At 69.3% G+C, this 22,300-nt stretch carries 17 protein-coding genes and 2 tRNA genes; 17 read left to right on the top strand and 2 right to left on the bottom strand.

The window, feature by feature from the left end; all coding sequences use genetic code 11:
* The first annotated feature begins 57 nt into the window (after positions 1 to 57).
* Positions 58 to 252 carry a hypothetical protein gene (locus tag BA175_RS19975; protein ID WP_069172794.1) on the top strand — a complete coding sequence of 65 codons (195 nt, stop codon included), beginning with the start codon at positions 58 to 60 and terminating at the stop codon, positions 250 to 252.
* A gap of 172 nt (positions 253 to 424) precedes the next feature.
* Here the strand turns inward: BA175_RS19975 and BA175_RS19970 are convergent.
* Positions 425 to 498: transfer RNA gene (locus BA175_RS19970), tRNA-Gly, on the bottom strand.
* A gap of 157 nt (positions 499 to 655) precedes the next feature.
* On the opposite strand from BA175_RS19970, the gene BA175_RS19965 reads away from it, so the two are divergent.
* The 5 genes from BA175_RS19965 to clpX all read left to right on the top strand — a co-directional run bounded on the left by BA175_RS19965 (position 656) and on the right by clpX (position 5,411).
* Positions 656 to 732, top strand: a tRNA-Pro gene (locus BA175_RS19965).
* A gap of 164 nt (positions 733 to 896) precedes the next feature.
* A complete protein-coding gene (gene tig / locus BA175_RS19960; protein ID WP_069172793.1) occupies positions 897 to 2,300 on the top strand; it encodes a trigger factor in 1,404 nt (467 codons plus the stop codon).
* 277 nt (positions 2,301 to 2,577) lie between these two features.
* The gene (locus tag BA175_RS19955; protein ID WP_069173128.1) at positions 2,578 to 3,183 is read left to right on the top strand and encodes an ATP-dependent Clp protease proteolytic subunit; all 606 of its coding nucleotides are present in this window, start codon (positions 2,578 to 2,580) and stop codon (positions 3,181 to 3,183) included.
* 91 nt (positions 3,184 to 3,274) lie between these two features.
* On the top strand, positions 3,275 to 3,958 hold the full coding sequence (locus tag BA175_RS19950; protein WP_069172792.1) for an ATP-dependent Clp protease proteolytic subunit: 684 nt from the start codon (positions 3,275 to 3,277) through the stop codon (positions 3,956 to 3,958).
* A gap of 157 nt (positions 3,959 to 4,115) precedes the next feature.
* Positions 4,116 to 5,411: an ATP-dependent Clp protease ATP-binding subunit ClpX gene (gene clpX / locus BA175_RS19945; RefSeq protein ID WP_069172791.1), complete on the top strand. Its 1,296-nt coding sequence runs from the start codon at positions 4,116 to 4,118 to the stop codon at positions 5,409 to 5,411.
* Between the two features lie 69 nt (positions 5,412 to 5,480).
* On the opposite strand, the gene BA175_RS19940 is transcribed toward clpX, so the two are convergent.
* Positions 5,481 to 6,506: a hypothetical protein gene (locus BA175_RS19940; protein WP_069172790.1), complete on the bottom strand. Its 1,026-nt coding sequence runs from the start codon at positions 6,504 to 6,506 to the stop codon at positions 5,481 to 5,483.
* Positions 6,507 to 6,643: 137 nt separating this feature from the next.
* On the opposite strand from BA175_RS19940, the gene BA175_RS19935 reads away from it, so the two are divergent.
* From BA175_RS19935 to BA175_RS19885, 11 genes are all read left to right on the top strand, one after another.
* Positions 6,644 to 9,265 (top strand): valine--tRNA ligase, encoded by a 2,622-nt coding sequence (locus BA175_RS19935; protein WP_069172789.1) that lies wholly within the window; start codon positions 6,644 to 6,646, stop codon positions 9,263 to 9,265.
* Between the two features lie 167 nt (positions 9,266 to 9,432).
* Positions 9,433 to 10,956 carry a bifunctional tetrahydrofolate synthase/dihydrofolate synthase gene (folC, locus tag BA175_RS19930; RefSeq protein WP_069172788.1) on the top strand — a complete coding sequence of 508 codons (1,524 nt, stop codon included), beginning with the start codon at positions 9,433 to 9,435 and terminating at the stop codon, positions 10,954 to 10,956.
* A gap of 3 nt (positions 10,957 to 10,959) precedes the next feature.
* On the top strand, positions 10,960 to 11,322 hold the full coding sequence (locus BA175_RS19925) for a DUF4233 domain-containing protein (protein WP_069172787.1): 363 nt from the start codon (positions 10,960 to 10,962) through the stop codon (positions 11,320 to 11,322).
* Between the two features lie 352 nt (positions 11,323 to 11,674).
* On the top strand, positions 11,675 to 12,088 hold the full coding sequence (gene ndk / locus BA175_RS19920; protein WP_069172786.1) for a nucleoside-diphosphate kinase: 414 nt from the start codon (positions 11,675 to 11,677) through the stop codon (positions 12,086 to 12,088).
* 291 nt (positions 12,089 to 12,379) lie between these two features.
* Complete coding sequence (locus BA175_RS19915) at positions 12,380 to 13,399, top strand: rod shape-determining protein (RefSeq protein ID WP_069172785.1); 1,020 nt, start codon at positions 12,380 to 12,382, stop codon at positions 13,397 to 13,399.
* A 96-nt stretch (positions 13,400 to 13,495) separates the two neighbouring features.
* On the top strand, positions 13,496 to 14,542 hold the full coding sequence (gene mreC / locus BA175_RS19910; RefSeq protein ID WP_069172784.1) for a rod shape-determining protein MreC: 1,047 nt from the start codon (positions 13,496 to 13,498) through the stop codon (positions 14,540 to 14,542).
* 11 nt (positions 14,543 to 14,553) lie between these two features.
* Positions 14,554 to 15,216, top strand: a complete 663-nt coding sequence (gene mreD, locus BA175_RS19905; protein ID WP_069172783.1) for a rod shape-determining protein MreD — start codon at positions 14,554 to 14,556, stop codon at positions 15,214 to 15,216.
* Between the two features lie 142 nt (positions 15,217 to 15,358).
* Positions 15,359 to 17,536: a penicillin-binding protein 2 gene (gene mrdA, locus BA175_RS19900; protein WP_069172782.1), complete on the top strand. Its 2,178-nt coding sequence runs from the start codon at positions 15,359 to 15,361 to the stop codon at positions 17,534 to 17,536.
* The gene (gene rodA / locus BA175_RS19895; protein ID WP_069172781.1) at positions 17,536 to 18,726 is read left to right on the top strand and encodes a rod shape-determining protein RodA; all 1,191 of its coding nucleotides are present in this window, start codon (positions 17,536 to 17,538) and stop codon (positions 18,724 to 18,726) included. Before mrdA ends, rodA begins: the two co-directional genes overlap by 1 nt.
* 52 nt (positions 18,727 to 18,778) lie before the next feature.
* Positions 18,779 to 20,311: a CYTH and CHAD domain-containing protein gene (locus BA175_RS19890; RefSeq protein ID WP_069173127.1), complete on the top strand. Its 1,533-nt coding sequence runs from the start codon at positions 18,779 to 18,781 to the stop codon at positions 20,309 to 20,311.
* Positions 20,312 to 20,366: 55 nt separating this feature from the next.
* Positions 20,367 to 22,292 carry a TIGR03960 family B12-binding radical SAM protein gene (locus tag BA175_RS19885; RefSeq protein WP_069172780.1) on the top strand — a complete coding sequence of 642 codons (1,926 nt, stop codon included), beginning with the start codon at positions 20,367 to 20,369 and terminating at the stop codon, positions 22,290 to 22,292.
* Positions 22,293 to 22,300 lie beyond the last annotated feature (8 nt).

Genomic DNA, 22,300 nt, shown 5'->3' with positions numbered 1-22,300 from the left:
TGCTCGGCCGCACGCCGCCGGGCCGGCAAGGCGGACCGACCAAGGGTGTGATCAGTTGTGGCCATTTCGCTGTCTGTGGTGCTTCTGCTGGGGATCGTCCTGGTGGTGTTCATCCGCGGCGGGTCCCTCAAGGGTGGGCCGGCGGTCGTCGCCGTGCTCTTCGGCTTCTTCCTCGCGTCGACGGGCATGGCTCCGTCGATCAACAGATTCATGAACTCGATAGCGGACACGATCAACCAGATCAGCTTCTGATCAGTTCCTGATCGTTCCTGAGCGGCCTCGGGTCCGCTTCCGGGGGGCCTGTCCGGTCCGCGGACGGGGCCCGCTCCGGCGTGCCGTCGGCGGGCTCTCCCTGAAGGTCCCGTAGGCCGGGAACGCCACAGGGCCTGTCCGGAGGATCATCCTCCGGACAGGCCCTGTGGCCTGGAGCGGGCGACGGGAATCGAACCCGCGTAGCTAGTTTGGAAGACTAGGGCTCTACCATTGAGCTACGCCCGCACGTGTCGCACCGCAGGTCCGTGGACCGCGGCACGGAAAGCATCGTAGCGGGTCGGGGACGGTCCGCGCACACCCGCATGGCCGGTGGGTCCGCGTGCCTGCTCCGCGGAACGGCCGACGCACCGCTTGTGGGCATGTACCCTACGTGTCGCACCGACGGGGTGTGGCGCAGCTTGGTAGCGCGTCCGCTTTGGGAGCGGAAGGTCGTCGGTTCGAATCCGGCCACCCCGACCACCAGCAAGATCGCACAGGCAAGATCGCGTTGTGGGAGTCATCCCGCTTGCCGTTACTATGCAAAATGCGTGCCCGTGTGTCTGATGTACCGGGCTCGATCCGCGAAGCCGCCTCTCGGCGGCCCAGCAGAACCCCAAGAAGTCAGCCACCAAGGAGACCGAACCGTGAAGAGCGCCGTGGAGACCCTGAACCCGACCCGGGTTCGGCTCAGCATCGAGGTGCCCTTCGAGGAGCTCAAGGACAGCCTCGACGCGGCGTACAAGAAGATCAACCAGCAGGTCACGGTGAAGGGCTTCCGTAAGGGCAAGATCCCCAACCGGGTCATCGACCAGCGGTTCGGCCGTGGTGCAGTGCTGGAGGAGGCCGTCAACGACGCCCTTCCGAAGTTCTACACCGAGGCTGTCAACGAGGGTGAGCTCAACGTTCTGGGCCAGCCCGAGGTCGACATCACCGAACTCAAGGACGGCGAGCTGCTGGCCTTCACCGCCGAGGTGGACGTCCGTCCCGAGATCGAGATCCCGGACTACTCCGGCATCGAGGTCACCGTGGACGCACTCGAGGTCACCGACGAGGACGTCGACAAGGCCGTGGAGCAGCTCCGTGAGCGCTTCGCCTCCACCAACCCGGTCGAGCGTGCCGCCGCCGAGGGCGACGTCGTGACGATCGACCTGGAGGCCAAGGTCGACGGAGAGGTCCTCGAGGACGGCGTGGCCGCCGGTGTCTCGTACACCATCGGTTCCGGCGAGCTCCTCGACGGCATCGACGAGGCCGTGACCGGCCTGGAGGCCGGTGGCGAGGCCACCTTCACCTCCGAGCTGAAGGGCGGCTCCGCCGAGGGCAAGGAAGCGGAGGTCACCGTCAAGGTCGCTTCCGTCGCCTCCCGCGAACTGCCCGAGCTGGACGACGACTTCGCGCAGATGGCGAGCGAGTTCGACACGCTCGCCGAGCTCCGCGAGGACAGCCGCAAGCGCCTCGAGAACACCAAGCAGTACGACCAGGCCACCCAGGCCCAGGAGCGCGTCCTGGACGAGCTGCTGAAGCTGGCCGAGGTCCCGATCCCCGAGAAGCTCCTCGCGGACGAGGTCCAGACCCGCAAGCACAACCTCGAGCACCACCAGCTCGGCCAGATGGGTCTCGACCTGGAGAAGTACCTCGAGATCCAGGGCAAGACCCTCGAGGAGTTCGAGGCCGAGACCGCCGAGCAGGCCGTCAAGGGCATCAAGACCCAGTTCATCCTGGACGAGCTCGTCAACAAGGAGAAGCTGAACGTCAACCAGGAGGAGCTCACCGAGCACCTCATGCGGCGTGCCGCCTCCTCCGGCATGAGCCCGGACCAGTTCGCCCAGGCCGTCGTCGAGGGCGGCCAGGTTCCGATGCTCGTCGGCGAGGTCGCCCGGGGCAAGGCGCTCGCCGTCGTCGTGGAGGCCGCCAAGGTCGTCGACACCAACGGTGAGATCGTCGACCTGGAGGACGAGGAGGACGAGGCCGCCGAGACGGCCGAGGCCGCCGCCGAGGCTCCCGCCACCGAGAAGGACGACGCGAAGAGCGACGAGAAGTCCGAGGCCTGAGCCTCGCACCGATCGGCCCGCCCGATCGCACCGACGGGCTCCGGACGTACCACGTCCGGAGCCCGTCGGCATATCGGCCCCCGCACCCCCGGGACCCTTGTGCGGACTGCCGACCTTGCGCTCCCAGCGAACAGTTGGGGAACCGGGATGGCGTTGTCCCACCTGCGCGTTAGGGTCCATGAAGAGGAAGGGTCGGGTAGTCCCGGCCCACCCGGTACGAAGACGCTGAGACGGCCGGAGCCGTCAGAGACGAGCAGGTGGATACGTGACGAATCTGATGCCCTACGCCGCCGGAGAGCCGTCCCTCGGTGGAGGCCTCGGTGACCAGGTCTACAGCCGACTGCTCGGCGAGCGCATCATCTTCCTCGGTCAGCAGGTCGACGATGACATCGCCAACAAGATCACCGCACAGCTCCTGCTCCTTGCCGCCGACCCCGACAAGGACATCTACCTCTACATCAACAGCCCCGGCGGTTCGGTGACGGCCGGCATGGCGGTCTACGACACCATGCAGTACATCCCGAACGACGTGGTCACCATCGGCATGGGCATGGCGGCCTCCATGGGCCAGTTCCTGCTCACCGGCGGTACGGCGGGCAAGCGCTTCGCGCTCCCGAACACCGACATCCTCATGCACCAGGGCTCGGCCGGCATCGGCGGCACCGCCTCGGACATCAAGATCCAGGCCGAGTACCTCCTCCGCACGAAGAAGCGGATGGCGGAGATCACCGCCCACCACTCCGGCCAGACCGTGGAGACGATCATCCGCGACGGCGACCGCGACCGCTGGTACACCGCGGACGAGGCCAAGGAGTACGGCCTCATCGACGAGATCATCACGTTCGCGTCGGGCATCCCGGGCGGCGGCGGCACCGGCGCCTGATCCGGCCTCCTCCGGACCTCGCGCCCCCGCAGACCTCTCGTACGCCACTCGTACGCCGAGCAGCCCCCCAGCCCACATGAACGCCACCAGGATGGTGAACACCCATATGAACAACTTCCCCGGCGCCTCCGCGAGCGGCCTCTACACCGGCCCGCAGGTGGACAACCGCTACGTCGTCCCGCGCTTCGTGGAGCGCACCTCGCAGGGCGTGCGCGAGTACGACCCGTATGCGAAGCTCTTCGAGGAGCGCGTGATCTTCCTCGGTGTGCAGATCGATGACGCCTCGGCCAACGACGTGATGGCGCAGCTGCTGTGCCTGGAGTCGATGGACCCGGACCGCGACATCTCGATCTACATCAACAGCCCCGGCGGCTCGTTCACCGCGCTCACCGCGATCTACGACACGATGCAGTTCGTGAAGCCGGACATCCAGACGGTCTGCATGGGCCAGGCGGCCTCCGCCGCCGCCGTCCTGCTCGCCGCGGGCACGCCGGGCAAGCGCATGGCGCTCCCGCACGCCCGGGTGCTCATCCACCAGCCGTCCTCGCAGACGGGCCGTGAGCAGCTCTCCGACCTGGAGATCGCGGCCAACGAGATCCTGCGGATGCGCACCCAGCTCGAGGAGATGCTGGCCAAGCACTCCACCACCTCGCTGGAGAAGATCAGCGAGGACATCGAGCGGGACAAGATCCTTACCGCGGAGGACGCTCTCGAGTACGGTCTGGTGGACCAGATCGTCTCCACCCGCAAGACCACAGCCGGCGCGTCCGTCTGACGTCGGTCTTTTCCCCTTGGCACATTCCGTTCGCACGGCCCCGGCCGTGTGAACCGTGCCAAGGGGGGCCCGAACGGGGGGTCAGGCAAGGTACCGTCGGATAGAGGCACCAGGAGCCGCTGAACCAGGCTGCTCCCAGGCGAAGGGGAAGCACCTCGTGGCACGCATCGGTGATGGCGGCGACCTGCTCAAGTGCTCGTTCTGCGGAAAGAGCCAGAAGCAGGTGAAGAAGCTCATCGCGGGACCCGGTGTGTACATCTGCGACGAGTGCATCGATCTCTGCAACGAGATCATCGAGGAGGAGCTCGCCGAGACCTCCGAGGTGCGGTGGGAGGAACTCCCCAAGCCGCGCGAGATCTACGAGTTCCTCGAGGGGTACGTCGTCGGGCAGGAGCCCGCGAAGAAGGCCCTCTCGGTCGCTGTGTACAACCACTACAAGCGGGTCCAGGCGGGGGAGAACGGCGGCGGCGGTCGCGACGACGCGATCGAGCTCGCCAAGTCCAACATCCTGCTGCTCGGCCCGACGGGCTCGGGCAAGACGCTCCTGGCGCAGACGCTGGCCCGCATGCTCAACGTCCCGTTCGCCATCGCCGACGCGACGGCGCTGACGGAGGCCGGGTACGTCGGCGAAGACGTCGAGAACATCCTGCTCAAGCTGATCCAGGCCGCGGACTACGACGTCAAGAAGGCCGAGACCGGGATCATCTACATCGACGAGATCGACAAGGTCGCCCGCAAGAGCGAGAACCCGTCGATCACCCGCGATGTCTCCGGCGAGGGCGTCCAGCAGGCCCTGCTGAAGATCCTGGAGGGCACCACCGCCTCCGTGCCGCCTCAGGGCGGACGGAAGCACCCGCACCAGGAGTTCATCCAGATCGACACGACGAACGTCCTGTTCATCGTGGGCGGCGCCTTCTCGGGCCTGGAGAAGATCATCGAGTCGCGGGCCGGCGCGAAGGGCATCGGTTTCGGCGCGACGATCCGGTCCAAGCTGGAGATCCAGGCGAGCGACCAGTTCCAGGAGGTCATGCCGGAGGACCTGGTGAAGTTCGGGATGATCCCCGAGTTCATCGGCCGCCTCCCCGTACTGACCTCGGTCCACAACCTGGACCGCGAGGCGCTGCTCCAGATCCTGGTCGAGCCGCGCAACGCCCTGGTGAAGCAGTACCAAAGGCTGTTCGAACTCGACGGCGTGGAGCTGGACTTCGAGCGCGAGGCGCTGGAGGCCATCGCGGACCAGGCGATCCTGCGCCAGACCGGCGCACGCGGTCTGCGGGCCATCATGGAGGAAGTCCTCCAGTCAGTGATGTACGAGGTCCCGTCCCGCAAGGACGTGGCCCGCGTGGTCATCACCCCGGACGTGGTCCGCGACAACGTCAACCCGACGCTGGTCCCGCGCGAGCCGCGCACGATCGGCAAGAACGACGGCGGCCGCCACGAGAAGTCCGCGTAGCGGCAACACACCGCAGACGCCGAAGGGGCGCCCGGCCGAAGCCGGGCGCCCCTTCGCTGCTGTGCGGGGTCAGACCTTGGTGCGGGAGGTGTTGTAGAGCTTGGCGGCGAGGTCAGCCACCTCGCTCTGGGGCATCGGCTTGTTCGTCATGGCCCCACCGATGTCGAATCCGACGACGGCGGCGACCGTGCTGTAGTCGGCCCAGACACACACCGGCATGGTCATGTCCTTGGGGCCGTTCTGGACCGAGCCGTCGCCCTTCTCGTTGACGATTTTCATGTTCTGGCACTTCATCAGCGCACCCTTGAAACCGTTCGGAGTGACCTTCTCCGGGCTGCCCACGAGCGAGCCCTTCGTGTCCTCGTCCTTCATGGTCTCCTTCTCGGCGCTCTTGAAGAAGGCGTCGATGACCTTGTCGGGGTCGTCGATCTGGCCCCAGGCCCCGTAGAGCATGAGCAACTTCGCCGTGAGCGGGTTCTTCTGCATGTCGCCGCTCACGTACTGGGCGCTCGCCTGGCTGGGGTTCTTGACCCCCATGGCCTCCGACTCGGACTTCTCCTTGCCCGTGAGCGGACCCGAGGGCTTCTGCTCCGACGTGTCCTGCTTGTAGGCGTCCACCGAGGCCGCCGGCGTCAGCTTGTACCCCTTGGTGGAGTCCGCGACGTCGCTGTTGCCGGAACCGCCCGAGGTGAGGAAGTACACGCCGCCCGCGATCACGGCGAGCGCCACGACGGCCGCGCCGATGATGAGCCCGGTCTTCTTCTTCGGGGCGCCCGGCTGCGGAGGCATGCCGTACGGCTGCTGACCGCCGTACGCGGGCTGCTGGCCGTACGGCGGCGTCGGCGGCTGCTGGCCGTACGGGCCCGGCTGCTGCTGGCCCTGCTGCGGGTAGCCGTAACCCGGCTGCGGGGGCTGCTGCTGCGGCGGGACGCCCTGGGGGGCCTGCTGCGGGTAGCCGTAGCCGGGCTGGCCCTGCGGCTGGCCCTGCGGCTGGCCCTGCGGCGGTCCGCCGTAGGGGCCCGGCTGCTGTCCGTACGGTCCGGGCTGGCCCTGCGGCGGCTGCCCGCCGTACGGGCCCGGCTGGTTGTAACTCATCGCGCTGTCCCCTCCGGAATGCTTATGCGTTCCGAACATCCTGACGGACGGAGCGCTGACATGGGGCATCGCAGCTCACACCGTTACTGAACAATCCTGTTTCAGTGCAGGACTGTGACGGCCCTAAACTGTCCCCCGTGACCGAGAACACTCAGCAGCAGACAGCCAGCAACCCCGAACTGCCGACCCAGTACGCGCCGGCCGAGGTGGAGGGGAAGCTGTACGAGCGCTGGGTAGAACGCGGGTACTTCGAAGCCGACGAGCACAGCGACAAGCCGCCCTACAGCATCGTCATCCCGCCGCCGAACGTCACCGGAAGCCTCCACCTGGGGCACGCCTTCGAGCACACCCTGATCGACGCCCTCGTCCGCCGTAAGCGCATGCAGGGCTTCGAGGCGCTGTACCAGCCCGGCATGGACCACGCGGGCATCGCCACCCAGAACGTCGTCGAGCGCGAACTCGCCAAGGAGGGCAAGTCCCGTCACGACCTGGGACGCGAGGCCTTCGTCGAGCGCATCTGGCAGTGGAAGAACGAGTCGGGGGGCCAGATCTCCGGCCAGATGCGCCGCCTCGGCGAGGGCGTCGCCTGGTCCCGTGAACGCTTCACCATGGACGAGGGCCTGTCCAAGGCCGTCCAGACCGTCTTCAAGAAGATGTACGACGACGGGCTGATCTACCGCGCCGAGCGCATCATCAACTGGTGCCCCCGCTGCCTGACCGCGATCTCCGACATCGAGGTCGAGTACCAGGAGGACGACGGCGAGCTCGTCTCCATGACGTACGGGGAGGGCGACGAGACGATCGTCGTCGCGACCACCCGCGCCGAGACGATGCTGGGTGACACGGCGGTCGCCGTCCACCCCGACGACGAGCGCTACCGGCACCTGGTCGGCAAGCAGATCAAGCTGCCCCTCACCGACCGAACGATCCCGGTCGTCGCCGACCACCACGTCGACCCCGAGTTCGGCACCGGTGCCGTCAAGGTGACCCCCGCGCACGACCCGAACGACTTCGAGATCGGCCGGCGCCACGACCTGCCGTTCCTCACGGTCATGGACGAGCGGGCCGTCATCACCGTCCCCGGCCCCTTCGAGGGCCTGGACCGCCTGGAGGCACGCTCGGCCATCGTCGCCGCGCTCCGCGCCGACGGCCGGATCGTCGCCGAGAAGCGTCCGTACGTCCACTCCGTCGGCCACTGCTCGCGTTGCAAGACGACCATCGAGCCGCGGCTCTCCCTCCAGTGGTGGGTGAAGGTCGCCCCGCTCGCCGAGGCGGCCGGTGACGCCGTCCGCGACGGGAGCGTCAAGATCCACCCGCAGGAGATGGAGAAGCGGTACTTCGACTGGGTCGACAACCTCCACGACTGGACGATCTCGCGCCAGCTCTGGTGGGGGCACCGCATCCCCGTCTGGTACGGGCCGAACGGTGAGGTCGTCTGCGTCGGACCGGACGACGAGGCGCCCACCGGTGAGGGCTGGACCCAGGACAGCGACGTCCTGGACACCTGGTTCTCCTCCGGCCTGTGGCCGTTCTCGACGCTCGGCTGGCCCGAACAGACCGACAGCCTCGCGAAGTTCTACCCGAACTCCGTCCTGGTCACCGGCTACGACATCCTCTTCTTCTGGGTTGCCCGGATGATGATGTTCGGCCTGTACGTCAACGACGGCGTCCCGCCGTTCGGCACCATCGTCCTGCACGGCATGGTCCGCGACGAGCACGGCAAGAAGATGTCGAAGTCCTTCGGCAACGTGGTCAACCCGCTGGACTGGATGGACAAGTACGGCTCCGACGCGCTGCGCTTCACCCTCGCCCGCGGTGCCAACCCGGGCACCGACGTCCCGATCGGTGAGGAGTGGGTGCAGGGTTCGGCGAAGTTCTCCAACAAGATCTGGAACGCCACCCGCTTCGCCCTGATGAACGGCGCCACGATCGAGGGCGCCCTTCCCCCGGTCGAGGAGATGTCGGTCACCGACCGCTGGATCCTCTCCCGCCTCAACAAGACGGTCGCCGACGTCGACGCCTTCTACGACGACTACCAGTTCGCCAAGATCAGCGAGACGCTGCGCCACTTCGCCTGGGACGAGGTCTTCGACTGGTACGTCGAGCTGTCCAAGACGACGTTCTTCGCGGGCGGGCGCCCGGCGGAGGTCTCGGGCCGGGTCCTCGGCGAGGTCCTGGACGTGATGTTGCGGCTGCTGCACCCGATCGTCCCGTTCGTCACGGAGGCGCTGTGGACCGCGCTCACCGGGCGCGAGTCGATCGTGATCGCCGAGTGGCCGGGCGACTCCGGCTTCCGCGACGACGCGGCCGAGAAGGAGATCGAGCTCGTCCAGCAGGTCGTCACCGAGGTCCGCCGCTTCCGTAACGACCAGGGTCTCCAGCCCGGCCAGAAGGTCCCGGCCGCGCTCACCCTGAGCGGCACGGCACTGGCCCCGCACGAGGCGGCCATCCGGCAGCTGCTGCGCCTGCAGCCCGCCGGGGACGGCTTCCAGGCCACCGCCTCGCTGCCCGTCGCCGGTGCCACCGTCGCGCTCGACCTCTCGGGCACGATCGACGTCGCGGCGGAGCGCAAGCGCCTGACCAAGGATCTCGAGGCGGCCGAGAAGGAGAAGGCCCAGGCCACCGGCAAGCTCGGCAACGAGGCCTTCCTCGCCAAGGCGCCGGACCAGGTGGTCGACAAGATCCGTGGCCGGCTCTCCAAGGCCGAGGCCGACATCGCACGCATCTCCGCCCAGCTGGCGCATCTGCCGCAGGCCTGATGAGCTGACCACGGAGCCCCCGCACGCCCGACCGACCGGGAGCGCGGGGGCTTCGCCGTGCCCGGGAGGCGGAGGGAGACGGCCGCCCGCGAGGTCCCGCCGCGTCCGCCCGGAGCGTCACGCCGGGCGCCGCGCACGATGTCCGCGGCCATCCGTAGACTGGCCCTGTGAGTGAGCCCCGCCCTTCAGACCGGCACGACGCGTCAGATCCCGACGACACCTTCGAGGAGATCGTCGAAGAGGCGACCCAGCGCGACCCCGACCTGGCGGTGATCGAGGCCGGGAGCCGCACCCTGCGCACCCAGTCGGGCCCGGCCCAGGCCGACGCGGTGCCCGCGCGTCCCACCGACCCGGAGACGGACAGGGCGCTGCGCGCCGTGGAGCAGGAGCTCGCCGGCCGCTGGGGCGAGACCAAGCTCGAGCCGTCCGTGACCCGCATCGCGGCCCTGATGGATGTGCTGGGTGAGCCGCAGCGCGCCTATCCCTCGATCCACATCACGGGGACGAACGGCAAGACCAGCACGGCCCGCATGATCGAGGCCCTGCTCAACGCCTTCGAGCTGCGGACCGGCCGCTACACCTCCCCGCACGTCCAGTCGATCACCGAGCGGATCAGCCTGGACGGCGCCCCGATCGACGCCGAGCGCTTCGTCGAGACGTACGACGACATCAAGCCGTACGTCGAGATGGTCGACGCCCAGCAGCCCTACCGGCTGTCGTTCTTCGAGGTGCTGACCGGCATGGCGTACGCCGCGTTCGCCGACGCTCCGGTCGACGTGGCGGTCGTCGAGGTCGGCATGGGCGGCACCTGGGACGCGACGAACGTCATCGACGGCTCGGTCGCCGTCGTCACCCCCATCTCGCTGGACCACACCGACCGCCTCGGCACCACACCGGCCGAGATCGCGGGTGAGAAGGCCGGAGTGATCAAGCAGGGGGCGACGGTGATCCTGGCCCAGCAGCCGGTCGACGCCGCTCAGGTGATGCTGAAGAAGGCCGTGGAGGTCGATGCCACCGTGGCCCGCGAGGGCATGGAGTTCGGCGTCGTCTCCCGGGAGGTCGCGGTCGGCGGTCAGTTGCTGACACTGCGCGGACTCGGTGGCGAGTACGACGACATCTTTCTGCCGCTCTACGGTGCCCACCAGGCGCACAACGCGGCGGTGGCGCTCGCCGCCGTCGAGGCGTTCTTCGGCATCGGGGCCGACCAGGCCCGCAGCCTCGACGTCGAATCCGTCCGCAAGGCCTTCCTCTCCGTGCTCTCACCGGGCCGTCTGGAAGTCGTCCGGTCGAGCCCGACCGTCGTCCTGGACGCCGCCCACAACCCGGCGGGCGCCGCTGCCGCCGCCGAGGGGATCTCCGAGGCGTTCAGCTTCTCGCGGCTCGTGGGGGTGGTCGGCACCAGCGGCGACAAGGACGTCAAGGGGCTGCTGGAAGCCTTCGAACCGATCTTCGCCGAGGTGGTCGTGACGCAGAACTCCACCGCCCGCGCGATGGACGTGGACGCGCTCGCCGCGGTCGCCGTGGAGGTCTTCGGCAACGACCGCGTACAGGTCGAGCCGCGCCTGGACGACGCCCTGGAGGCGGCCATCACCCTCGCGGAGGAAGAGGCCGAGTACGCGGGTGCCGGGGTCCTGGTGACCGGTTCCGTCATCACGGTCGGCGAGGCCCGGCTGCTTCTGGGAAGGCGCTGACCCATGCGGACCCTCTGTGCTTCGACGCTGATCGGCGAGTTCTTCGTGATCGGCTTCGCCGGCCTGGTGGCCATGAAGCTGGACGGCATGTCCATGGCCACGGTGTGGACGGTCTGCGGCATCGGCATGCTGGTGTCCGTCCTGCTCTGCGGCGTGATCACCCGGCCCGGCGGCGTACAGCTCGGCTGGGTCCTGCAGGCCGCGCTCTTCATGAGCGGCCTGTTCGTGCCGATGATGTACATCCTCGGGGTGGTCTTCGCCGCCCTGTGGTGGGCCTCGGTGCACTACGGCCGCACGATCGACGAGGCGAAGGCGCGGTGGGCGGCGCAGGCGGAGGCGGAGCCCCAGGAGGCCGGCCAGGCCTGAGGCAGGCCCCGGCACGTACTGCCCGGCGGGCCCGGCACGCACTGCCGGGCTGCGCTCGGCACGCACTGCCCGGAGGGCGCACCCCGGCCGCGGTGCCGGGGCGCTCCGGTCCATCCGGTAGCAGGCCGGCCCTCCGTCCCGTGCCCGCACCTGCCGGGCACCTCCGGCGGACGGCGCTGCGTGCGGAACACGTGCCGGGCTGAGGATGACGCAGCGTAAACCCCGGCGTCGGCCCGCTCCCGTGCCCCTGTAATCTCAGGGCTCCCACCGCACCCGTAACGACCTGGGAGCAAGCAGGGAGCGGCGTCGCGGCCGCTTGCTCGCCATGTCGTCAGCCCGCAAGGAGCCGCACATGACGCAGCGCACCCTCGTCCTTCTCAAGCCCGACGCCGTCCGGCGCGGGCTGATCGGCGAGATCGTCGGCCGTATCGAGCGCAAGGCCGACTGGAAGATCACCGCGCTGGAGCTGCGCACGCTGGACCTGGCGACGCTGGAGCAGCACTACGGCGAGCACAAGGGCCGCCCGTTCTACGAGCCGCTGGTCGAGTTCATGGCCTCGGGTCCCGTCGTCGCCCTGGTGGCCGAAGGCGAGCGGGTGATCGAAGGTGTCCGTGCCCTGGCCGGCCCCACCGACCCGATCGCCGCCGCGCCCGGCTCCATCCGGGGTGACTTCGGCACCGTCACCCGGGAGAACCTCATCCACGCCTCGGACTCCGAGGAGTCCGCAGAGCGGGAATTGAAGCTTTTCTTCCCCGGACTTTCCTGAGCCGGCTCGGCCGAACAGCGCTCAGTACCTGGGGCGACCGAAGTAATTCGGCCGCCCTTCGGCATAGGGTCAGGTATCGCGGGAACGCATCGTTCCGACGTAACGTCACCATGGGTGGGACGGGCAGCCGTTCCACCCGCACAGGCGAAGGACCCTCGCGCTGTGTCCGTGCATACGGCACTACGATGGAAGCTTCCACGCCCGCAGCGCCAACCTCGCCTACCTGGAACAAGCCATTTTCCGCTTCCTGGGAAGGCTCGACGCATCCTCATGGGGAACAAGGGGAACTCAATGTCGTTCATCGGCCGTGACATGGCTATCGACCTCGGGACTGCCAACACGCTGGTGTACGTCAGGGGGCGCGGCATCGTCCTGAACGAGCCGTCCGTCGTGGCCATCAACACCAACACCGGCGGAATTCTGGCGGTCGGCTCCGAGGCCAAGAAGATGATCGGCCGCACACCGGGCAACATCGTTGCCGTGCGGCCGCTGAAGGACGGCGTCATCGCCGACTTCGAGATCACGGAGCGCATGCTCCGCTACTTCATCCTCAAGATCCACAAGCGCCGCTACCTGGCCCGCCCGCGGGTCGTCGTCTGCGTGCCCTCCGGCATCACAGGGGTCGAGCGACGCGCCGTCATCGAGGCGTCGACGCAGGCGGGCGCGCGTCAGGTGCACATCATCGAGGAGCCCATGGCCGCGGCCATCGGTTCCGGGCTCCCGGTCCACGAGGCCACGGGAAACATGGTCGTCGACATCGGTGGCGGCACCACCGAGGTCGCCGTGATCTCGCTCGGCGGTATCGTCACCGCCCAGTCGATCCGGGTCGCCGGTGACGAGCTGGACAACGCGATCATCCAGCACATCAAGAAGGAGTACTCGCTCCTCCTCGGTGAGCGCACCGCCGAGCAGATCAAGATCACCATCGGCTCGGCCTACGACCTGGACAAGGACGAACACACCGAGATCCGCGGTCGCGACCTGGTCTCCGGGCTGCCCAAGACCGTGGTCATCTCGGCGGCCGAGGTCCGCAAGGCCATCGAGGAGCCGGTCAACGCGATCGTCGACGCCGTCAAGACGACGCTCGACAAGTGCCCGCCGGAGCTCTCGGGCGACGTGATGGACCGCGGCATCGTCCTCACCGGCGGCGGCGCACTCCTGCGCGGACTCGACGAGCGGCTGCGCCACGAGACGGGCATGCCGATCCACATCGCCGAGGACCCGCTGGACTCGGTGGCGCTGGGATCCGGGAAGTGCGTCGAGGAGTTCGAGGCGCTCCAGCAGGTCCTGGACGCCCAGCCCCGACGGTAGGACCGGCGTTCCGCCGTACGGGCGCTGCCGTCCCGTACGGCGGAACGCTGATATACAGGCACGAACATTCCGACGAGGAAGGCACGGCCGCCGCACGTGAGGGACACACGAGAGAGCCGGCTGCTCCTGGTGCTGCTGATCGCCATCGCATTCGCCCTGATCACGGTCGACATCCGCGGGGGCGAGGAGTCACCGGTGGACGGGGCCCGGCAGGCCGCCGCCACGGTCTTCGGACCGGTCGAGAACGGCGTCGCGGCGGCGGTGGACCCGGTGGGCAACGCCATCGGCGCCGTACGGGACTCCGGTGACCGGCACGACCGGATCGCGGCGCTGGAGCACGAGAACGCGACGCTCAAGACCAAGCTCGGCAGTGACGACCGGACCGGCAGCAAGGTCCGCCAGCTCGACACCATGCTGAAGAGCGCGGGGGCCGGTCAGTACGGCATCAAGGCCGCCGAGGTCATCGCCATAGGAGCGGCCCAGGGCTTCTCCTGGACGATCACCATCGACGCCGGTGCCCACGACGGTCTCAAGCGCGACATGACCGTGCTGAACGGTGAGGGCCTCGTCGGCCGGATCACCACGGTCGGCCCCGACACGGCGACCGTCCTGCTGGCCAACGACCCGGACTTCACCGTCGGGACCCGGCTGGAGAAGACCGACGAGCTCGGGTTCGCCACCGGTCAGGGATCGCGGCCGCTGTCGGTCCAGTTCCTCAACGGCAAGGCCAAGGTGGGCAAGGGCGACCGGCTCGTCACCTTCGGCTCCAGCAAGGACAAGCCCTTCGTGCCCGGCGTCCCGGTGGGCGAGGTCGTCCGCGTCGACCCGTCCGGGGGCGGCCTCACCCGGAGCGTCTACGTACGCCCGTTCGTGGGCTTCACCAAACTCGACATCGTCGGCGTCGTCGTCCAGGCCCCCCGCGAGGACCCGCGCGACATGGTCCTGCCGAAGCAGCCCAGGAAGCCGGCGAAGCCCAAGCCCACTCCGACCGTCACCGTCACCGCCCAGCCGAACGGGGACCTCGTGGACGCCGACGGCAAGGTCGTCGGCAACATCAACGACACGCCCGGGACGGAGGCCGGCGGCAGCGCCTCCCCGGACGCCGGCACAGACGCCGGTGACGCGGCAAACGAGCAGAGGTAGAGCTGATCCCCATGCCCTTCAACCGGACACTGCTCTCCGTCACGCTGGTCGTCGTCGCCCTCGTCGTCCAGGTATCCGTACTCGCCCGCCTCCAGCTCCCCGGCGCCACGCCCGATCTGCTGCTCCTCGTCGTCCTCGGACTCGCCTTCGTGTACGGGCCCGTCAGCGGCTCCCTCATCGGCTTCGCCGCAGGACTCCTCGCCGACCTGGCACCGCCCGCCGACCACGCCGCCGGCCGCTACGCCCTCGTGCTCTGCGTCATCGGGTACGTCGCCGGGATGACCCGGCCCGAGAACGGCCAGATCAAGTCGGCGTTCGCCCCGATGGCCTTCGTCGCCGTCGCGGCCGTCGGATCGACGCTCCTCTACGCGGGCGTCGGCGCCCTCGTCGGTGACACGGCAGCCCGCCACGTGGGCCTGGGCAGCCTGCTGTTCACCGCCGTGGTGTACGACCTGCTCCTCGCGCCGTTCACCGTTCCACTGATCATGGCGCTGGCCAGACGCACCGAGAACGACCCGGTCGCCGAGAGTTCCACCGGCGGGGACGTCGCCGCGGGCTGGCTGGCCTCCGGCACCGGGCTGCGGATCGGCAGCCAGCGGAGCGGGATGCGCCTGAGGGCGGCCCGTGGCCGTGCCGCACGCGCAGGACGGATCAAGGGGGTCAAGCGACTGTGACGCCTCATCAGCACCGGTCGGCCCACAGGGGCACACCCCGCACCCCCGGGCCGGCCCACCACCACCGGGGGCGCGCCGTGAGGCTGTGTTCTTCCGGGGGCGACCCCCGCACCCCCGGCCGACCCACCACCGGGGGCACCCCGTGAGCAACATCCCGGAGACCGGCCGGACCCCCCGGGTCCGCATCCGGCTCGTCGTCATCCAGGTCCTCGTCTTCTCGCTGCTCCTGACACTGGGCGGCCGGCTCTGGTACCTCCAGATCCGCAACGGCCAGGAGTACACGGACGAAGCCAAGAACAACCACGTCCAGCAGGTCGTGCAGCCCGCCGTGCGCGGTTCCATCCTCGACGCGCGCGGGGTGCCCCTCGCCGACAACGAGACCCGCCTCGTGGTCTCCGCCAGCCGCACCGAGCTGATGAAGACGAAGGACGACGGCGCCGCCGTCCTCACCCGGCTCGCCGGCGTCCTGGGCATGACGCCCAAGGAGGTCCGGGACAAGGTCCGCCTCTGCGACTCCAAGACCCCGCAGCCCTGCTGGAACGGCTCGCCCTACCAGCCGATCCCGGTCACGGACGAGGCCACCACCCAGCAGGCCCTCACCATCCGCGAGCGTGCCGAGGACTTCCCCGGCATCACCGCCGAGCCCACCGCCGTACGCCGCTACGCCGCACCCGGCAAGGCGAACACCGCGCAGGTTCTCGGTTACCTCTCGCCGGTCACCGACGAAGAGGTCACCAAGGCCCAGGACACCGATTCGCCCTATCTCCGCTCCGACCAGGTCGGCCGCTCCGGCCTGGAGCGCACGTACGACAAGGAGTTGCGGGGCAAGGCCGGCGTCACCCGCTACGAGGTCGACAATCTCGGCCGTGTCATCGGCGAGGCGCAGAACGACGAGGCCGAGCCCGGGGCCAGCATCGTCACCTCCATCGACGCCCGGGTCCAGGCGGTCGCCGAGTACGAGCTCAACAAGGCCATGGAGACGGCCCGCAAGGAGATGGACCGCAACACCAACGAGTTGTACAAGGCCGACTCGGGCGCCGTCGTCGTCATGGAGGCCAAGACCGGCCGCATCGTCTCGATGGCGTCGCTGCCGACCTACGACCCCAACGCCTGGATCGGCGGCATCTCCGCCAAGGACTACGCCAAGCTCACCGGGAAGAAGTCCAACTTCCCGCTGCTGAACCGCGCCATCCAGGGCACCGCCGCCCCCGGCTCCGTCTTCAAGGTCATCTCCTCCACCGCCGCGGTCAACGCCGGATACGACTTCGACGGCAACTACCCGTGCCCCAGCTCGTACAACGTCGGCGGCCAGACCTTCAAGAACTTCGAGTCGCAGGGCTACGGCAGCATCACCATCGGCCGCGCCCTCGAAGTCTCCTGCGACACGGTCTACTACGGGCTGGCGCACAAGGAGTGGCTGAAGGACGGCGGCAACAAGCCCAAGAAGAACCCCAAGGACTGGTTCTACAAGACCGCCCACCAGTTCGGCCTCGGCAAGGAGACCGGCATCGACCTCCCCAACGAGGTCGCCGGCCGCGTCCCCGACCGCCGCTGGAAGCAGGCGTTCTACGACGCCAACAAGGCGGCCTGGTGCAAGCAGGGCAAGAAGAACGGCACGTACGTCGAGAAGATCGCGTACGAGGGCTGCGTCGAGGGCAACAAGATGCGCGCCGGTGACTCCGTCAACTACTCGATCGGCCAGGGGGACACCCTCGTCACCCCGATCCAGATGGCGACCATCTACGCCGGGATCTCCAACGGCGGCACGCTGTACGACCCCACCGTGGGCAAGGCCGTCATCAGCGGTGACGGCCGGTCCGTCCGGGAGATCAAGCCCCGGTCGCACGGCAGACTGCCCTTCACCGGAGAGACCCGCGACAAGATAGACGAAGCCCTCGCGGGAGTCGCGACCCGGGGCAGCGCCGCCTGGCGATTCGGCGGATGGCCCCAGGACAAGATCCCGATGCACGCCAAGACGGGCACGGCCGAGGTCTACGGCAAGCAGACGACCTCCTGGTTCGCCACGTACACCAAGGAATACTCGATCGTCATGACGATCTCCCAGGGCGGTACGGGCTCCGGGGCGTCCGGGCCCGCCGTGCGCAACATCTACAACGCGCTCTACGGACTCGACGCCTCCGGGAAGCAGGACCTCAAGAAGGCCCTCCTCCCCAAGCCCCAGACGACCCTGCCGAAGATCCAGCCGGACGGCTCGATCGACGCACCGAAGATCAAGCCCTACATCCCGGAGGCGCCCGCGGGAGACGGCACGCAGGCACTCGCGGGGGCGCTCGCCGCGGTCCCGGGGAGGCGCGACTGATGGCAGGCTTCTCCGTCTCCCGCTACGCCCCCGAGCGTTCCTCCTGGGCCAGGCTCACCGCCCGTGACTCCGTCGTGCGGCGGCTGGACTGGCCGCTGCTCGGCTCGGCCGTCGCGCTCTCCGTGATCGGGTCGCTGCTCGTCTGGTCGGCGACCCGCGGCCGCGACTCGCTCACCCACGGCGACCCGTACTACTTCCTGTTCCGGCACGTCCTCAACACGGGCATCGGCCTGGCGCTGATGGTCGGCACCGTCTGGCTCGGCCACCGCACCCTGCGGGGGGCCGTACCCGTCCTCTACGGGATCTCCGTCCTGCTGGTGCTCGCCGTCCTCACCCCGCTCGGCGCCACCGTCAACGGCGCCCACGCCTGGATCATCATCGGCGGCGGCTTCTCGCTGCAGCCCTCCGAGTTCACCAAGATCACGATCATCCTGGGGATGGCGATGCTGCTCGCCTCCCGCGTCGACGCGGGCGACCAGCTGCACCCCGACCACCGCACGGTAGCCAAGGCGCTCGGCGTGGCGATCGTCCCCATGGCGGTCGTCATGCTGATGCCCGACCTCGGCTCCGTCATGGTCATGGCCGTCATCGTGCTCGGCGTCCTCCTCGCCTCCGGCGCGTCCAACCGCTGGGTCTTCGGGCTTCTCGGCGCGGGTGCCACCGGAGCCGTCGCGGTCTGGCAGCTCGGTCTGCTGGACGAGTACCAGATCGCCCGCTTCGCCGCCTTCGCCAACCCGGCGCTGGACCCGGCGGGCGTCGGCTACAACACCAACCAGGCCCGCATCGCGATCGGGTCCGGCGGACTCACCGGTACCGGTCTGTTCAACGGGTCGCAGACCACCGGCCAGTTCGTCCCCGAGCAGCAGACCGACTTCGTCTTCACGGTCGCCGGCGAGGAGCTCGGTTTCCTCGGCGCCGGACTGATCATCGTCCTGCTCGGCGTCGTGCTGTGGCGCGCCTGCCGCATCGCCCGCGAGACCACCGAGCTCTACGGCACCGTCGTCGCCGCCGGGATCATCGCCTGGTTCGCCTTCCAGTCGTTCGAGAACATCGGGATGACGCTCGGCATCATGCCGGTGGCGGGGCTCCCGTTGCCCTTCGTCTCGTACGGCGGATCGTCGATGTTCGCCGTGTGGGTGGCCATCGGACTGCTCCAGTCGATCCGGGTGCAACGGCCGATAACGGCCTGAACGGGCACGGACCGGCCTGCATATCCGCCCCTGTCGCGGAAAGATGCGGTACATGGCGGATTCCAAGCGCGAGATCGAGCGGAAGTACGAAGCCACGACCGACACCCGGCTGCCCGACCTGCGGAAGGCGGCCGGGGTCGCGGCCGTCGTCCACCGGGGAGTGAGCGAACTCGACGCCGTCTACTACGACACCCCTGATCTCCGCCTGGCCGCGGACTCCCTCACCCTGCGGCGCAGGAGCGGGGGGAGCGACGCCGGCTGGCACCTCAAGTTCCCCGTCGCCCCCGGCGTCCGCGACGAGATCCAGGCCCCACCGGCCGGCGCCCTCCCCCCGGACCTCGCCGCGTTGCTCCGCTCCCGGCTCCGCGACGCGGAGGTCGTCCCCGTGGTCCGACTCCTCACCACCCGCGACGTCCACCACCTCACCGACGCCCAAGGGGGCCTGCTGGCCGAACTCAGCGTCGACGAGGTCTGCGCGGAACGGCTGACGGAGGGCGGCGGACCCACGGCGGCCTGGACCGAGATCGAGGTCGAACTCGCCGACGACGCTGACCCCGCCCTCCTGGACGCCGTCGAGAAGCGGCTGCGCAAGGCGGGCGTGCGGCCCGCGGCCTCCGCGTCCAAGCTGGCCAGGGCCCTGGAGGAGACGGCAGGGGAGCCCCGGCCCGCTCCCACCGCACAGCGCAAGCGCCCCGCCCCCGTCACCGCCGGGGACCACGTCCTCGCCTACGCGCGCCGCCAGGCCGAGGCGATCGTCACCCTCGACCCGGCGGTCCGGCGTGACCTGCCCGACTCCGTGCACCGCATGCGGGTCGCCACCCGACGGCTGCGCAGCGCCTTCAAGACGTACCGGGCCGTCCTGGACCGGACCGTCACCGACCCCGTCGGCGACGAGCTGAAGTGGCTCGCCACCGAACTCGGCGCGGGACGGGACCACGAGGTGCTCGAAGCGCGCCTGCGCGCCGACCTCGGCGGCGTCCCGCGCACCCTGCTGCTGGGGCCGGCCACCGCCCGGCTGGACGTGTGGTCCGCCGCCCACGGCACCGCATCCCGCGAGCGCGTCCTCGCCGCGCTGGACGGCGAGCGCTACCTGGCCCTCCTGGAGGCCCTCGACGCACTCCTCGCCGACCCGCCGCTGCGCCCGTCCGCCGGCCGGGCCCCCGGCGAGGTGCTGCCCCGGGCCGTCCTGAAGGAGTACGACCGGCTGGCCGCCCGGGTGGCCCGCGCCTTCGGGCAGCCGCCCGGCCACGACCGCGACGTGGCGACGCACGAGGCCCGCAAGGCCGCCAAGCGCGCCCGCTACGCGGCGGAGGCCGCCCGCCCCGCCCTCGGAAAGCCCGCCAGGAAGTTCGCCAAGCGGATGAAGGCCGTGCAGTCCGTGCTCGGCGACCACCAGGACAGCGTCGTCGCCCGCGCCACGCTGCGCGGCCTGGCCGTCCAGGCGCACGCGGCGGGGGAGACCGCCTTCACCTGGGGGTTGCTGTACGGGGAGGAGGAGGCGGCGGCCGCGGACCGGGAGCGCGAACTGCCCGAGGTGTGGGCCCGGGCGTCGCGGCCACGGCTGCGGTCGGCGCTGAAGGGCTGAGCACCGGGGTACGCTGGATGGTCACCCCTGCCAGCCCAGCTCACGAAGGTCCCAGATGTCTGCCGAGTCGGTCTTCCCACAGCTCGAAGCTCTGCTCCCGCATGTGCAGAAGCCCATCCAGTACGTCGGCGGTGAGCTGAACTCCACCGTCAAGCCGTGGGACGAATGCGACGTCCGCTGGGCACTCATGTACCCGGACGCGTACGAGGTCGGGCTCCCCAACCAGGGCGTCATGATCCTTTACGAGGTGCTCAACGAGCGCGAGGGCGTCCTCGCCGAGCGCACGTACAGCGTCTGGCCGGACCTCGAGGAACTGATGCGCGAGCACCGCGTGCCCCAGTTCACCGTGGACAGCCACCGCCCGGTCGGCGCCTTCGACGTCTTCGGGCTCAGCTTCTCCACCGAGCTCGGCTACACCAACATGCTCACCGCCCTGGACCTGGCGGGCATCCCGCTGGAGTCCAAGGACCGCACCGTCGACCACCCGATCGTGCTGGCGGGCGGGCACGCCGCCTTCAACCCCGAGCCGATCGCGGACTTCATCGACTGCGCCGTCATCGGCGACGGCGAGCAGGCCGTCCTGGAGATCACCGACATCGTCCGGGCCTGGAAGGCCGAGGGCAGGCCCGGCGGCCGCGAAGAGGTCCTGTTCCGTCTCGCGAAGACCGGAGGCGTGTACGTCCCGGGCTTCTACGACGTCGAGTACCTCCCCGACGGCCGCATCGGCCGGGTCGTGCCCAACAGGTCCGGGGTGCCGTGGCGGGTGTCCAAGCACACCGTCATGGACCTCGACGAGTGGCCCTACCCCAAGCAGCCCCTCGTCCCGCTCGCCGAGACCGTCCACGAGCGGATGTCCGTGGAGATCTTCCGCGGCTGCACCCGCGGCTGCCGTTTCTGCCAGGCCGGCATGATCACGCGCCCCGTGCGGGAGCGAAGCATCACCGGCATCGGCGAGATGGTGGACAAGGGTCTCAAGGCCACCGGCTTCGAGGAGGTCGGGCTCCTCTCGCTCTCCTCCGCCGACCACAGCGAGATCGGCGACATCGCCAAGGGCCTCGCCGACCGCTACACCGAGGACAAGATCGGCCTCTCCCTGCCCTCGACCCGCGTCGACGCGTTCAACGTCGACCTGGCCAACGAGCTGACCCGCAACGGCCGCAGGTCCGGGCTCACCTTCGCCCCCGAAGGCGGCTCCGAGCGCATGCGCAAGGTCATCAACAAGATGGTCTCGGAGGAGGACCTGATCCGCACGGTCGCCACCGCCTACGGCAACGGCTGGCGCCAGGTGAAGCTGTACTTCATGTGCGGCCTGCCCACGGAGACCGACGAGGACGTCCTCCAGATCGGCGACATGGCGGTCAACGTCATCGCCAAGGGCCGTGAGGTGTCCGGTCAGAACGACATCCGCTGCACCGTCTCCATCGGCGGCTTCGTACCCAAGCCGCACACCCCCTTCCAGTGGGCCCCGCAGCTCAGCGCCGAGGACACCGACGCCCGGCTGAAGAAGCTGCGGGACAAGATCCGCGACGACAAGAAGTACGGCCGGTCCATCGGTTTCCGCTACCACGACGGCAAGCCCGGCATCGTCGAAGGCCTGCTCTCCCGCGGCGACCGCCGCGTCGGCTCCGTCATCCGCGCGGTCTACGAGTCCGGCGGCCGTTTCGACGGCTGGCGCGAGCACTTCAGCTACGACCTGTGGATGCGGAGCGCCGGGGAGACGCTGCCTGCCTTCGGCGTGGACGTCGACTGGTACACCACGCGCGAGCGGACGTACGAGGAGGTCCTGCCCTGGGACCACCTGGACTCCGGCCTCGACAAGGACTGGCTCTGGGAGGACTGGCAGGACTCGCTCGACGAGACCGAGGTCGAGGACTGCCGCTGGACCCCGTGCTTCGACTGCGGTGTCTGCCCCCAGCTCGACCTCGACATCCAGATCGGCCCGACCGGCAAGAAGCTCCTGCCGCTCACCGTCGTGAAGTAGCGCATGAC

Origin of the sequence: Streptomyces griseus (assembly GCF_001715295.1) — a bacterium.
Lineage (GTDB): Bacteria > Actinomycetota > Actinomycetes > Streptomycetales > Streptomycetaceae > Streptomyces > Streptomyces griseus_G.
This window is presented reverse-complemented; position numbering and strand designations above follow the sequence as displayed.